Origin of the sequence: Streptomyces sp. NPDC002476 (genome assembly GCF_042889785.1) — a bacterium.
Taxonomy (GTDB): Bacteria; Actinomycetota; Actinomycetes; order Streptomycetales; family Streptomycetaceae; genus Streptomyces.
In genome coordinates, this window is the sequence record NZ_JBIARH010000019.1 from 24106 (window position 1) to 38553 (window position 14448).

General features: G+C 71.1%; 11 protein-coding genes, 1 pseudogene and 1 riboswitch. Of the genes and pseudogenes, 8 read left to right on the forward strand and 4 right to left on the reverse strand.

The features are described from left to right. Window positions 1-1065: an ornithine cyclodeaminase family protein gene (locus ACFYXM_RS21785; protein ID WP_389291523.1), complete on the forward strand. Its 1065-nt coding sequence runs from the start codon at window positions 1-3 to the stop codon at window positions 1063-1065. Further along, window positions 1062-3335, forward strand: a complete 2274-nt coding sequence (locus ACFYXM_RS21790) for a M20/M25/M40 family metallo-hydrolase (RefSeq protein WP_389291525.1) — start codon at window positions 1062-1064, stop codon at window positions 3333-3335. Before ACFYXM_RS21785 ends, ACFYXM_RS21790 begins: the two co-directional genes overlap by 4 nt. Window positions 3336-3421: 86 nt before the next feature. Here ACFYXM_RS21790 and ACFYXM_RS21795 read toward each other — a convergent pair. The 3 genes and pseudogenes from ACFYXM_RS21795 to ACFYXM_RS21805 all read right to left on the reverse strand — a co-directional run. Continuing rightward, a pseudogene (locus ACFYXM_RS21795) lies at window positions 3422-3718 on the reverse strand (FGGY-family carbohydrate kinase); the annotation flags it as partial. Between the two features lie 153 nt (window positions 3719-3871). Then, window positions 3872-4717 (reverse strand): MIP/aquaporin family protein, encoded by an 846-nt coding sequence (locus tag ACFYXM_RS21800; protein WP_389291527.1) that lies wholly within the window; start codon window positions 4715-4717, stop codon window positions 3872-3874. Window positions 4718-5028: 311 nt separating this feature from the next. Further along, window positions 5029-5418 (reverse strand): ArsR/SmtB family transcription factor, encoded by a 390-nt coding sequence (locus tag ACFYXM_RS21805; protein WP_389291528.1) that lies wholly within the window; start codon window positions 5416-5418, stop codon window positions 5029-5031. A gap of 93 nt (window positions 5419-5511) precedes the next feature. On the opposite strand from ACFYXM_RS21805, the gene ACFYXM_RS21810 reads away from it, so the two are divergent. Further along, complete coding sequence (locus ACFYXM_RS21810; RefSeq protein WP_389291530.1) at window positions 5512-7485, forward strand: heavy metal translocating P-type ATPase; 1974 nt, start codon at window positions 5512-5514, stop codon at window positions 7483-7485. 670 nt (window positions 7486-8155) lie between these two features. Next, a riboswitch (cyclic di-AMP (ydaO/yuaA leader) is annotated at window positions 8156-8341 on the forward strand. A 4-nt stretch (window positions 8342-8345) separates the two neighbouring features. Next, window positions 8346-9116: a transglycosylase SLT domain-containing protein gene (locus tag ACFYXM_RS21815; RefSeq protein WP_389291532.1), complete on the forward strand. Its 771-nt coding sequence runs from the start codon at window positions 8346-8348 to the stop codon at window positions 9114-9116. A gap of 153 nt (window positions 9117-9269) precedes the next feature. On the opposite strand, the gene ACFYXM_RS21820 is transcribed toward ACFYXM_RS21815, so the two are convergent. Then, complete coding sequence (locus ACFYXM_RS21820; protein ID WP_389291534.1) at window positions 9270-9587, reverse strand: hypothetical protein; 318 nt, start codon at window positions 9585-9587, stop codon at window positions 9270-9272. Window positions 9588-10157: 570 nt separating this feature from the next. Between ACFYXM_RS21820 and ACFYXM_RS21825 the strand changes: the two genes are divergently transcribed. The 4 genes from ACFYXM_RS21825 (at window position 10158) to ACFYXM_RS21840 (ending at window position 14393) form a co-directional block, all read left to right on the forward strand. Then, a complete protein-coding gene (locus tag ACFYXM_RS21825) occupies window positions 10158-10925 on the forward strand; it encodes an SMI1/KNR4 family protein (protein WP_389291536.1) in 768 nt (255 codons plus the stop codon). Between the two features lie 149 nt (window positions 10926-11074). After that, complete coding sequence (locus tag ACFYXM_RS21830; RefSeq protein WP_389291538.1) at window positions 11075-11935, forward strand: Gfo/Idh/MocA family protein; 861 nt, start codon at window positions 11075-11077, stop codon at window positions 11933-11935. Between the two features lie 97 nt (window positions 11936-12032). Continuing rightward, entirely contained in the window at window positions 12033-12224 is a 192-nt protein-coding gene (locus ACFYXM_RS21835; RefSeq protein ID WP_389291539.1) for a hypothetical protein, read from the forward strand. A 1227-nt stretch (window positions 12225-13451) separates the two neighbouring features. Then, the gene (locus ACFYXM_RS21840) at window positions 13452-14393 is read left to right on the forward strand and encodes a sterol desaturase family protein (RefSeq protein WP_389291540.1); all 942 of its coding nucleotides are present in this window, start codon (window positions 13452-13454) and stop codon (window positions 14391-14393) included. The last annotated feature ends 55 nt before the right edge of the window (window positions 14394-14448 follow it).

Sequence of the window (14448 nt, forward strand, 5' to 3'; positions counted from 1 at the left end):
ATGGACTTCGAGCACTGTCCCGACAGCCGTTTCCGCTATCTGACCCGTGCGGACGTCATCGAGGCCGCCCGCGGCGTCGACATCGTGACGGCGGTGGCCGAGGCGCTCACCCTGCACTCCGCCGGACAGTCGGTCCTGCCCGAGGAGGCGTACCTCGGCTGGACCACGCCGGAGGGCGACCAGGCCCGGCTGCTGGCCATGCCCGGCGCGCTCGTCCAGGACGGCCGGCCGCCGGTCATCGGCATGAAGACCATCAACGCCTCGATCGGGAACCCCGATCGAGGCATACCGCGCTCCCAGGGCTTCACCCTGCTCCTGGACCCGGAGACCGCCCGCCCCCGCGCACTCATGGAGGCCGCGTACATCAGCGCGATGCGCACCGCGGCGGTCACCGCCCTCGCCGTCCGCCATCTGGCGGTGCCGGAGCCGCGCTCACTGGCGCTGATCGGCTGCGGGGCGCTCGCCCAGGCACACGTGGCGCTGCTGCTGGAGACCGTGCCCACCCTGCGCCGGATCGCCCTGTACGACCTGGCGCCCGAGCGTGCGAAGGCCGTCGCCGCGTACATCGCCTCGCTCCCCGGGGCCGCGGGCATCGAGACCGTGCTCGCCGAGGACCCGCGCGAGGCCGTGCGGGACGCCGAACTCGTCGAGCCCGTCATTACGGTGACCGAGGGCCACATCGAGCCCGACTGGCTGAGGCCGGGCGCCCTGGTGTGCCACGTGTCGCTCGACGACCTCACCGAGGCGGCCGTGCTCGCGGCCGGCACCGTGATCGTCGACGACTGGAGCCTGGTCCGCGGCGACCCGCGCCGGCTGCTGGGACGCATGCACCGGGCCGGCACCCTGCTCGGCCCCGACGGCACCCCGCGCGAGGGCGTCACCGCGCGCCCCGGCGCCCGCCGTGTCGACGGCACCCTCGGCGACGTTCTGACGAGCCGTCACCCTGGCCGCCGCGACCCGGAGGAGACCGTGATCAGCAACCCGTTCGGCATGTCGATCCTCGACGTGGCCGTCACCGCCATCGCCGCACTCTGCCGCGAGACCCCGCAGGAGGACCAGGCATGAGCACCCCCTGGCTCGGCATACCGGAGAACGAACCGGAGGGCGGGGGCGCGACCGGCACGCTCGTGGTCTGCTTCGCCCCCACCGGCGCCCACGGCTCGACCTTCGCGGGCTGGCGCGGCCGGCTCCCCGCGGACACCGCGCTCGCGCTGGTCACACCGCCGGGACGGGGCACGCGGATCGACGAGGAACCGGTCGTCGACATGGCCGTCTACGCGGACGCCGTGGCGGCCGAGGTGCGCGCGGCGCGCGGCGGACGGCGCCTGGTGCTGATCGGCGTCAGCCTCGGCGCGCTGCTGGCGTACGAGACGTGCGGCCGGCTGCTCGGCGCCGGGGTGCCGGTCGCACGGCTGTGCGCGGTGGCCGGACAGTGCCCCGGCGACTTCCACGGCGACGGCGACGAGGTCACCGTCGAGGACGCGCGCGCCTTCGTCGCCGGGACCGGGCTGACCGATCCCGAACTCCTGGCGGACCCCGAGTTCGAGGAGGTGCTGCTGCCCCCCGTCATCGCCGACCTGCGGCTGTGCGGACGCTACGACGGCGGCCGGACCCCCGTGCCCGACGTCGAACTGCGCGGCGTGTGGGCCACCGACGACCCGCACGTGCCCGAGGTGACGGTGCGCCGCTGGGCCGACTGGACCCGGGGCACGTGCACCTTCCGGTCCGTCGAGGGCGGGCACTACGCCCACCAGGAGAACCCGGACGCGGTCATCTCCGCCTGTCTGGACGGCCTTGTCGGCACCAGCCCGTCCCGCCGGTCCGTCCTCGGAGCCGGTGCGACGGCCGTCGCGGGCACGCTGCTGGGCCTGGGCACGGCCACCGCCGCCGCGCCCCGCGCCTCGGCCGCCGCGCGCACCACGGGCGCGGCGGCCTTCGACGGAGACCCCACCGACCCGGTGGAGCTCGCCGTCGCCATGATCCGCCAGGACACCAGCAACCCCGGCGACGGAGCGCTCACCGAACCGTACGCCCGGATGCTCCAGGACGTCTTCCGGGCCGCCGGGGTCGCCACCGAGATCGTGCCCACGCCCAAGGACGGCAACGTCCACTTCTTCGCACGCGTGCCCGGCAGCGGGACGGCCCGGGAGAAGCCACTGGTCCTGCTCGGCCACTCCGACGTCGTGCCCGCCGTCGGTGACGCCTGGACCACGGACCCGTTCGTCGGCGAGATCAAGGACGGCAAGCTGTACGGCCGCGGCGCGCTCGACATGAAGGGCGTCAACGCCGCCTTCGTCGCCGCTCTGCTGCGACACGTCCGCGAGGGCGCGATCTTCGACCGCGACATCGTGTTCTGGTCCGACTGCGACGAGGAACAAGGACCCTACGGGGTGCGCTGGTTCCTCACCGAGCACCCCGGCAGGGTCGAGGCGGGCGCGGTCATCACCGAGGGCGGCTGGGTCCTCGACCAGCGCGACGGCACCACCCCCATGATCGCCTCCCTCACCTGCAACGACAAACGGTCCCTGCTGCTGCGGCTGGAGACCTCCTCGTACGCCACCCACACGTCCAAGCCGTTCACCGGACAGGCGGTGATCCGGCTGGGGGAGGTGCTGGAGCAACTGGGGGACTGGCGGGCCCACATCCGCCCCAACGCGCTGTCCCTGCGCTACTTCGCCGAACTCGCCGAGGCCACCACCGACCGACAGCTCGCCGAGGCCGTCCGGCAGATGTTCGCCGCCCGCGGCGAACAGGAGCGGGACCGGGCCGGTGAGGCGGTGATCCGGCTCAGCGGGACACCGGAACTGCACAACGCGATGCTGCGGACCACCCTCGCCTTCACCGCGGCCCGGTCCGGCTACTACCCGAGCATCGTGCCCGGCACGGCGACCGCGGAGTTCCGCGCCGCCTTCCTGCCCGGCGCCGACGACCCCGGCCGGATCGTCGCCGAACTGCGCTCCCTGATCGGCAACCGGGCGACACTGACCGTCGTAGGGAACCCCGGCGAGAGCGAGCAGCAGGCACTGGACCGGCTGCGCGGCTACCTCGCCACGCCCGACTCCACGCACGACACGGACGTCTTCCGCGCCTGGCAGGCGGCCGTGCGCCGCACGCACCCCGGAGCGAGGGCCACCGCCTGCCAGTTCGAGGCGGTCACCAGCGCCGTCCCGTTCCGGGAGCAGAACATCCCCGTCTACGGCATGTATCCGTTCACGGTGGACCGGGACATGCTCAAACGCATGCACGGAACCGACGAGCACATCGGCGTCGAGGCCCTGCGGCGGGGCACCGACACCGTCTACCACCTGCTCGCCGGACTGCGCACCGGTACCTGACCCCCCGAGCACACCGTACGGGCGTGTCCCCGGCCACGCCCGTACGTCCGGCACGCCGCGCCGGCTGTCCGGCGGGGGGGGCCGGGTCAGGGCACCCGGACCCGGTCGAGGGAGCGTTCGCCCGCCCGTTTCCCGTCCTCGTACCGCTCGGAGCGCCGTTCGTCGTCCCGCTGCGGTTCCCAGCGCCTCGACTCCTGCCAGTGCTCCCGCAACTCGCCCTCGTCCTGCCGGAAGCCGGTGGCCAGGCCCGCCGCCTGCGCCGCTCCCGGTGCGGTCGTCTCGGAGACGACCGGGCGGCTGACGGGGACACCGAGCACATCCGCCCGGATCTGCATGCACAGGCCGTTGGCCGTGACCCCGACGTCGACCTTCAGCACGCCGATCTGCTCGTGCTCCAACTGGTGCTCGGCCACTTCGTTCCCGTCGTGATCGAAGATCACGAAGCGGCTGCTGGTGGTGCCCTGGTCCAGTGCCCCGATGAAGTCCGCCATGGCGTGCTGCCTCTCCTGGATCCGCGTCCGGTGCCGGATCTGCCGTCATCTCTCCGGGGGCACCGGGATGCTGCCCTCCGGCTCCGGTTCCGCGGCGGGGATGAACCGGCCGACGAGGTACTTGTAGAGAAAGGCGCCGACCGGGCCGCCCACGAGCGGGCCCACGATCGGCACCCAGAAGTAGAGGTTCCCGTACTGGTCCCGCCACGCCTCCCCATAACCCGTCAGAAAACTCGCCAGTCTGGGCCCGAGGTCACGGGCGGGATTGATCGCGTATCCGGCATTGGTGCCGAATGCCATGCCGATGGCCACCACGACGAGCCCCACGATGAACGGACTCAGATTGGCGCCCGGTGGCGTATTGAGCAGATCCGTGACCGCGAAGATCAGCAGGACCAGAATGGCGGTTCCGATGATCTGGTCCCGCAGTGCTCCCCATTCGGTGACGGGGAGTGCGGTATTGCCGTTGGCGGGCAGGGTCGAGAAGACTCCTTGCGTTTTGATGGTGTGTCCGGGATCCGCCCTCGCCAGTGCCTCGGTGTAATTCCAGCGCACCACCAGTGCGGCGACGAAGGAGCCCGCCAGCTGTGCGAGGGAATAAGGTGCGACCTTCCTCCAGGGGAAATCCTTGAAGGCCGCGAGCGAGAGCGTCACGGCCGGATTGAGGTGAGCACCGCTCAGTCGGCCCGCCACATAGATGCCCAGGGTGACTCCGAGCCCCCAGGCCCAGGCGATGCTGTCGTGGTTCCCGAGTCCGCCCGGCGGTTCGGTGAGCGCGCCGCCGGCCGCGACCTGGGCCACCACCCCGCAGCCGAAGAGAATGAGAATCAACGTTCCGGCGAATTCCGCCGCGAGTTCCCCGCCCAGTCCCGACAACCTGCGTCGTTCCATGGGGATCTCGCTTCCTGTCGGGTCACGGCCGTGGTCGGCATTGATCCAGACATGAGCGTAGGCGCGCGGGTCTGCTTCCGCGCGCGGTGCTGCGGCGGTGGTGTGAGGGCGGTCCTCAGAGCCTGTCGGGCGACCTCTGGCCGGGCAGCCACGCCCTGGTACGCACTCCCCAAGGCGTCGAGGGCCAGGGGAGACCCTCTCCGGCGTTTCCTGTACGTCGTGATAGCGCCGCTACCGGGACGTATAGGCGCCTTGGAATCGCACGCACCGAGCCGCGTCCGCTTTCCGGTCGCAGGCCGCCCGACAGGCTCTCAGCCCGCCCCGCCGGTCCGGACGGCCCGCGGTGCCGGGGCGTCACGCAGCCCGAGGCGCAGATGCTCCACGTGGTGGAGGGCCTGGTCGAGGAGCTCGGCCACGTGGTTGTCGTACAGCGCGTAGATCACCGACCGTCCCCGGCGCTCACCGGTGACCAGGCCGAGGTTGCGCAGCAGTCGCAGTTGATGGGAGCAGGCGGACTGTTCCATGCCGACCGCCTCGGCGAGCTCCGTCGCCGCGCACGGCCCCTCCTGGAGGCGGGCGAGGATGCGGAGCCGGGAGGGGGTGGCGAGGGCCTGCAGGGTGGTCGCCACGTCCGCGGCCCCCACCGCGTCGAGACGCTCGCGCGCCGTGGCAGTGGTGTTCGCGTCGACTCCGTGGCCCATGCCCTCATCCTACGGAGTCATTGCATGAATACCTGTTCATATAATCCTGTATGGTGAACCCGGTCCGGCCCGCCGCGCGAAGGAGCAGCGTCCATGTCCGTCACCATCACCCCCCAGGCACCACCCGCCGGGCGGGTCCGGGACGGGCGTCCCGGCGGGCGCCGCACCCGGCTCCTGGCTCTTCCGGAGGCCCGCTGGGCCGCCGCGGCCCTCGTGCTGTTCCTGGCGGCACTGCCCCTGCATCTGCTCGGCGCCCCGGCCTGGGCGTGGGGCCCGCTCTACGCGATGACGTACGCAGCGGGCGGCTGGGAGCCCGGGTGGGAAGGGCTGAAGGCCCTGGGGAACCGGACGCTGGACGTGGACCTCTTGATGGTGGTCGCCGCTCTCGGGGCTGCGGCGATCGGACAGGTGCTGGACGGCGCCCTTCTGATCGTCATCTTCGCGACGTCCGGCGCCCTGGAAGCACTGGGCACCGCGCGGACCGCCGACTCGGTGCGCGGTCTGCTCGATCTCGCGCCCGCGACGGCGACGCGGCTGGGCGAGGGCGACACCGAGGAGGTGGTGCCCACCGAGCGGCTGAGGGTCGGAGACGTGATCCTGGTCCGCCCGGGGGAGCGGGTGGGCGCCGACGGCCGCGTCCTCGACGGGGCCGGCGAGGTCGACCAGGCCACCATCACCGGCGAGCCGCTGCCGGTGGCCAAGGAGCCGGGCGACGAGGTCTTCGCCGGGACGCTGAACGGCACCGGGGCGCTGCGGATCGTGGTGGAGCGGGATCCGTCCGAATCGGTGATCGCCCGGATCGTCGCCATGGTCGAGGAGGCGTCCGCGACCAAGGCCCCCACCCAGCTCTTCGTCGAGAAGATCGAGCAGCGCTACTCGCTCGGCATGGTGGCGGCCACTCTCGCCCTGTTCGCCGTGCCCCTCGCGTTCGGCGCGGCGCTGCAGCCGACCCTGCTCCGCGCCATGACCTTCATGATCGTGGCCTCGCCGTGCGCCGTGGTCCTTGCCACCATGCCGCCGCTGCTGTCCGCGATCGCCAACGCCGGACGGCACGGGGTGCTGATCAAGTCCGCCGTCGTGATGGAGCGACTGGGCCAGGTCGACGCCGTGGCACTCGACAAGACCGGCACCCTGACCGAGGGTGCCCCGCGCGTCACCGACATCTGTCCGCTGCCCGGATCCGGTCTCACCGAGGACGCCCTCCTGGCCCTCGCCGCGGCGGCCGAGCGCCCCAGCGAGCACCCCCTGGCGCGGGCCGTCGTCGACGCGGCCCGCGCCCGCGACCTCGTGCCGCCGCCCGTGGAGGACTTCGCCTCCACGCCCGGCACCGGCGTCACCGCCACGGTGGACGGCCGTGCCGTCGCCGTCGGCAGCCCCGGTCGGGTGCTCGACGGGCGCACCGGCCGGGCGGCGGCCGGACTCGTCGCACGGTTGGAGGAGGACGGCCGCACCGCCGTGCTGGTCGCCCGCGACGGCGCACCGGTGGGCGTCCTCGGTGTGGCCGACCGGCTGCGCGACGACGCCCGCGCCACCGTCACCCGCCTCGCAGGGCTCACCGGCACCCCGCCGGTGCTGGTCACGGGGGACAACCCGCGCGCCGCAGCTCGTCTGGGCGCCGATGTCGGGATCCAGGATGTCCGGGCGGGGCTGCTGCCCCAGGACAAGGTGGCGGCGGTGCGGGGGATGGAAGCCGCCGGGCGCAAGGTCCTCGTGGTCGGGGACGGCGTCAACGACGCCCCCGCCCTGGCTGCGGCCCACACGGGCATCGCCATGGGCGGGGCGGGTTCCGACCTCGCCCTGGAGACCGCCGACGCGGTCGTCGTCCGCGACGAGCTCGCCGCCGTCCCCACCGCCGTCGCCCTCTCGCGCCGGTGCCGGCGCCTGGTGGCGCAGAACCTCCTGATCGCCGGCGTCTTCATCACAGGCCTGGTCGTCTGGGACCTGGCAGGCACCCTCCCGCTGCCGCTCGGCGTCGCCGGGCACGAGGGCTCCACCGTCCTCGTCGGCCTCAACGGGCTGCGACTGCTGCGCGACGCCGCGTGGAGGCGTGCCTGCAACGACCGCTGAATCCCGCGGGCGCCCCGGCCACCCGGGTCGGGACAACCCTGCCGCGGGGCGGGCGGCGTCTCGTTGCGCCCCGAGAACGAGCGCGGCGGAAGCCTCCTGTGCGGGAAGGGAGCCGCTGCACCAGGTGTGCGCCGCACGGGCGGGACGGCGCACCGGCCGGGCGGCGGCCGGACTCGTCGCACGGCCGGAGGAGCACGGCCGGAGGAGCACGGCCGGAGGAGGACGGCCGGAGGAGGACGGCCACACCGCCGTGCCGGCCGCCCGCGACGACGCCCGCCCCCGCATGCCCGGCTTACGGGGGAGTTCAGCTGTGCGGTGCCGAAGACCCGCGCGACCGGTTCAGATGAGCACGCGACAGAACGAAAGAGATGTCCCTTTTGTCTCCATTTAGAATGAGTTGCAAATTTAGCCGGTAAAGTCGCTTTAGGTAATTTTTGCGTTGTTTGGGGGATGAGCGGAACGCCCCTTTTGTCGATTTGTGGTGTGAGTCACGTAAAGACCCGCCGGAGGGCCGGTCCGCGATTCGGCTCCCCTTGTCGCGCAAGGAGGGGCGAGTTCGATCTGTGAGGTGGATTACTGCGAATTCCGTGAATTGATCATGCGAATCAATTGTGATCAAAAAATACGGGCTTGTTCCGCTCCGCTTTTCTCGCCTACGGTCACCGTCAATCCGGACGGAACGCCGAATCCTGCCGCCGTCCGAAAAACCGACCCACTTGTCCACGGCAGGAGCGGGGGAACCAGGTAAGCCGCCGGTCCGGTATCCGGAACGGCTCGGGGTGAAGTCGCATTCCATGCGGCCAGACATCTCCAGTCTGAACCCGACAGCTCACCTCGCAGGCGACGGAGAGGAATTCACCATGACCGCAACGGGTACGTACCGTCGCCGTTCGTCCACTTTCCGGACCCGTGGCCTCATCGCCGCGGCCACGGGCGGAGTCGCCCTGGTGCTTCCGCTGATCGGAGCGGGTTTCGCCTCGGCCGCCCCGGCCCAGGCCGCCCCGGCCCAGGCCGCCACCACCGAAAAGGCCGCGGTGTCGGGCGCCGTCACCACCGGAAGCGTTTCCCCGCAGAAGGCCGCGACCGTCACGCATTCCGTGATCTCCGGGGACACCCTTTCCAAGATCGCGCAGACCTATTCCGTCGAAGGCGGCTGGCAGAAGCTGTACGAGAGCAACCGGGAGATCATCGGGAGCAGTCCCTCCCTCATCCGCCCGGGAATGAAGCTGGCCGTCGGTGCCGAGTCCGAGGCCGCCACCGGTGCCTCCGGCGCCTCGTCCGCGACCGTCACCGCCGCACCGGTCTCCTACACGGACAACCTGGACGGCTGGATCAGGGAATCGCTGGCCATCATGGCCCGGCACGGCATTCCCGGCAGCTACGACGGCATCCACCGCAACGTCATGCGTGAGTCCTCCGGCAACCCCCGGGCCATCAACAACTGGGACTCGAACGCCGTCGCCGGGACGCCGTCCAAGGGCCTGCTCCAGGTCATCGACCCGACGTTCCGCGCCTACCACGTGCCCGGCACGCCGTTCGACAGCTACGACCCGGTCGCCAACATCACGGCCGCGTGCAACTACGCCGCCGACAAGTACGGCTCCATCGACAACGTCTTCGGCGCCTACTGACCCATACCGGCCCGGCCCCGTGCCGGTTCGGAAGCGACGGGATGCGCCCCTCGGGAAGCCGCACGGCTCCCCGAGGGGCGCATCCCGTAGCGTCGTACCGGGGCCCCGTCGCTTCCCCGCCCCGCCCGCCGGCGGGGCGGACTTCGCCCGTGGTCACTCCAGGGCACTGCCCGCCGGCCGTTGCGGCCGCCGCAGCGGCGGTCTGGGGACCGTCGCCGCAGCGCCCTCCCGGACTGAGTGCACCGCCGCGTCGTGAAGACGCCTGCTGTCCTCCTCGGAGCTGCAGGGCACGGGGCTGCCCGACATGGTGAACCAGTCGATCGCACCCGTGTACTGCACGGTCACCTGAGCCGTGTCGTCGGCCCAGGTCGTGTGAACGGTCAGGTCCCCGGTCAGGACGCCGACCTCGTCCGTGAGCACGCCTCCACGCCCCGAGAACACACCACGAGTGGTCCATGACGCCCAAGTCATGTACCCAGGCTGACACCAGGTCCGCGGATCCGCGACCCGCGCGAGCGCGCCGCCTGGCGCCCCGGAGTCCGTTCCGGAATGCGGAACGGGCGAAACCTTCCCTCCGGGCCGCCTGCGATTCCTGTCCCGCCAATCGCCCGCGAATCGACGCACTCCTTACGCCGAACCGCCGGATCATCGCTCTGAAACAACGGATTCCGTAGGTAAACACCCCTCGGCCTGAGGAACTCGTCGGGATTGCGTGTCGCGCTGGGAGCGACGAAACCACTCATCACGTCCTCGTCCGGAGGCGATACCGCTCCCGTGCTCAACCACCGCACCTGTTGATCGGAAACGCACGATGACCGAAATGCTCAGCACTCCCCAGGCGCTCGCGCCGGCTACCGGCCCCGTACCGCGGAAGCTCAAGCGTTCCATCGGTGTCGTCGGCGGATTCGCCGGACTCGAAGCACACGGTGCTCGACGACAGGAGGGGCGGTGCGGCGCCCCGCGCGGACCGTCTCGTCCGGTTCTCTCCCGCGCGGTCCCGCCCGTCGCACGGGCCCGGCGGGGCCTGGCAGACTCCGCGTCGTGAGACCTGATCTGACTCAACTTCGGGACATGATCGACGGGGCGCCGGAATCCGTCCGCAGGCGGGCCGTCGCCACACCGGAGGCGCTGATCCGGCGGGCCGAGGCGCGCGTCGGCCCGCTGCCGCCGTCGTACCGGTGGTGGCTGGCGCGATTCGGTCACGGCCGCGCCGGGCGCGCGGAGATCGCGACCGTGCCACCGGGCGACTGCGCCGACGACGTGTACGAGTCCATCACCGCCGACTGGCGGCTGGACGACACCCGGCTGTGCTTCGCCGTCGAGCCCGACTGCGGCGACAGCTACTGCTTCGCCCTCGACCGGAACGGCGAGGCGGGGGACGGGGAGCGTCCGGTGGTGTGCCGTGAGGGGAAGGACGGCGAGGAGTACCCCGTCGCGGAGTCCTTCGCCGGTTTCCTCACCGTCCAGGAAGCGCTCGCGCGAGGACTGCGGGACGGCCCCAACCCCGCGGTCGCCCGCCTGTGGCGGTCGACGCCGGGCGTCCTGCTCGGCAACGGCGTCCAGATCTACGGACCGCATAGCCTCACGGAACGCAACGAGACCTTCGAGGTCGCCCGGTACGCGCCCCACTGGGTGCTGATCGGCGACGACAGCGGGGGGCATGGACTGTTCATGCGCCGTCACGGCCGGGACCGCACCCGTGTGTTCCGCCTGGATCTCGGGGCGATCGACGAGCACATCGAGACGAACGGCGACCTGATGACGGACGACCTGCTCGGCTGGCTGCGCGCGGGCGGCCCGTCGGCCTGAGGGGACGGCCGATGCGACCATGCGCGCGGCGACCGGCCCCCGCGACCGGCGCTCGCGCGGCCGGCGCTCGCGCGGCCGGCACATCACCGCCCGGTGGCCACGGGGGAGCCCGGCCGGTCGGCTCGACGCCGTGAAGGTAGCCTCTCCCGATGCGCATTGGGATCGTAGGAACCGAGAACAGCCACGTCGACCACATCGTCGACCACCTCAACGTCCGCCGCGCGGGCGGCGACGCCCGTGTCGTGGCCCTCAGCGGCGGACGAAACCCACGCAACGAGGCACTTGCGGCCACCGGGGGGACGACGAGGATCGTCGACGCCCCCTCCGACCTGCTCGGCCTGGTGGACGCCGTCGTCGTCGCGGACCGCAACGGCGCGTACCACCGCGACCACACGATCCCCTTCCTCGCCGAGGGACTGCCGGTCTTCGTCGACAAGCCACTGGCCTGCACAGTCGAGGACGCCCAGGCCATGATCGACACCGCGCTCGCCCACGACGCGCCGCTCACCTCGTCCTCGGCCCTCCGCTGGATACCCGACGCCGAGACATTGGTGGCCCGTGCCACGCGCGACGGCCGGCCGCACCTGGTCGTCGTGTCCGGCCCCGCCGACCCCGACGGCGAACACGGAGGGATCTTCTTCTACGGAATCCATCCGGTGGATCTCGCGCTCAGGCTCGCCCCCGGAGAGATCTCCGACGTGCGCACGGACACCACTGACACCACCGTCACCGCCACGTTCACGGCGGGTGGCACCCGTGTCGTCGTGAATCTCGTCCAGCCCACCGGAACCCACCAGATCCCCTTCCACGGAATGACGTTCACGCAGGACACCATGGCCGAGCAGACCCTCGCCCTCGATGCCCACTACTGCGTGCCGGGCCTCGAGGCGTTTCTCGGAATGGTCCGCACGGGCAGGCCCCCGATCGCCTACGCGGACCTGCTGCGCCCCGTCCAGGTCCTGGAATCCGTGGCCACGGACCTGCGCACGCGGCGGGACGCTCCCCGGTGAGGTGACGCACGTCGGGGCGTCACCTCACCCCACGCCCCGGCCACCCCGCCGCGGCGGTCGCGCGCGGTCGGGACGACGGGCTGCCGCCCGTCTCGACGTGCTTCAGCAGTGCCGCGATGCGTACGGACTCCTCCTCGCCGGTCACGTACGCGAACTCCCGCGGCAGACGCGCGGCGAGTTCGCCGAGCAGCCTCCGACTGCCGCTCTCGTAGTCCTGTCACGGTCCGCGCGCAGCGTGCCGCCGACGACGACGCACCCCGTCTCGTCGGTGCTCACCGTGTCGGCGTGAAGGCCGCCGAGGACGATCAGTCCTTCGAGGCCGTGCATCGTGCATGCCGACCGCTCAGCCGACATGCAGGTCGCCGACGACGACACGCCGGTGAACGACGACGCCCGCGGGCCCGACCTCGGCAACCCGCACGGGGTCCGCCGGCCCGGACGCGCCGGAACCGAGCAGCACGCGGGCCGGGGCCTACGCCCATCGGCGTTGCGGGGGTACGAAAGAGCGACGACAGGCCTCGCCGTCCCACTCCCGTGGCCGTTCACGCACCGAGGAGAGCACGCGGCCGGTGTCGTCGCGGACTGTGCGATCGGTCCGCGGTTCCGGTTCGGCTGCCGCCAGGAGTGCCGAGAACGTGCCCTCGTCCATGACGGTGATCGGTTCTTTCGGATGTACAAGAGTCTGACGGACGTCTCCGCCCGAAAGAATGCGGTGCCCGTTTCAGGGTGACGCCCGAAGGGCCGGCGAGGGGGCGAGCGGGTTCACCGGCTCCGGCCGACGGCAGGGGCATCGGAACGGGTCGACGCCACAGAGCGTCCGTACGTCGCCGGGCGTCCCCCGGTGACGCGAACCGGGCCTGACCGGCGCTCGGGATCCGACGTTAATGAGCCATCCCGGAAGGCGTTGGTGCCCAGTGCGTCGCCCTGTTCGGCCCGGCGGTCGAGGTGTTGCCCGGAAGGTACCGACACCGCCTGTCGCATGGCCGGATTCCGGCGACGAACCGGGTGTCCGCCCCGGTCCGTACGGACGAGAGCCTGGCAGGCGCACGATTTTCCGTTCGGGCGCGGCCTGTTCCGGGATACCCGCCGCAGATCTGTCATGGAGCGCGATGCGCATGAGGCTTTGAAAAATATGAAATCCAATAAGTAATCAATATGATTAACGGTCCACTTAAGTGTGGGGTGAATTATTCCCATTCCGCCCGGCTGGTCCGTCTGGTTCATTGAAAAGCGGACGGCTGACGGGATTTCCGATGTCCGCGCATCCCGCCGATACGCGGCTGGAATCCGACGGTTGGCGGCGCCGGGAGGGGAAAAGAAAAGGAGCGGGTTCGCTCGGTGACCCCGCCCGGCGGTGCGGGGGTCGTGAAGCGGTCCGTGTCGGTCCCCGAACGTCAATGGCTCATGCGTGAATATCGGCGTCCGTTCGCCGGTCTCGCGTGCCCGCAGGAAAGTCGTCAGTCCTCTACTCACGGTCTGCGCATTTTCTGTGCCGTAATTCATGAAGGTGCTGCGGATGGAAAATTGCGAACCCATGCCGGGCGGTGGTCCGGAGCCGGGCGCCGGTCCGGCGGAGGGGAAAGGTTCCCCCGCGTCCCGGGCGCGCGGCCTGCTCAGGGTGTCTGCGTACCCGGTCCTGCTGCTCGCCGCGGTATCGGTGGCGACGGCGGCACTGCGGTTCCACTGGGAACCGGACAGCGTGAGCCCGCTTTTCCTGCTCGGCACCGTCGCCTACCTCACCGCCCTCGAAAGGGTGATCCCCTATCAGCGTTCCTGGCATCCGAGCCCCAGTGAATGGCGCTGGTACGGCGTATATTTCCTGCTCACGATGGCGGCCAGCGGAATGGCCCAGTACTTGGTCACCGCGACCGTCTCCATGCTGACGCCCGAAGAACCCGTGCTCGACCTCTGGGAAGAAATCCCCGCGGCACTTCTGACGGGCTCGCTGGCGAGTTATCTCGTGCACCGGCTCGGTCACACCAACCCGATACTGTGGCGATTCCACGGCGTGCACCACGTGCCGCACAAGGTCAACGTCGCCAACAACGGCGTCAATCACGTCATGGACATCGTGCTCGCCCAGGGCTTCGTTCAGCTGGCCCTGGCGCTGATCGGGTTCTCGCGTGAATCCGTTCTCGTCGTGGGACTTTTCGTGGCCGCCCAGGGATATTTCGTCCACGCCAACATCGACGTGCGCATAGGCCGGCTCAACCATGTGCTCGCCAGCCCCGAACAGCACCGCCTGCACCACAGCACCGACCTGTCCGAGGCGGGCCACTACGGCTCGGACCTGTCGATCTGGGACCACCTCTTCGACAGCTACACCTGGCGGCCCGGCCGGGAACCGGTGGCGGTCGGACTCGTCGACCCCGCGTCGTTCCCGCCGACAGGCGAGATCACCTCCACCCTTCTCCACCCCTGGCGCCGCGCGAAGAGAGCCGGGCCCGGTCCGGTCTGACCGTTTCCGGACGACCCGGACAGCCCAAACAGCCCTCCCGATCCCTGCCGTGCCC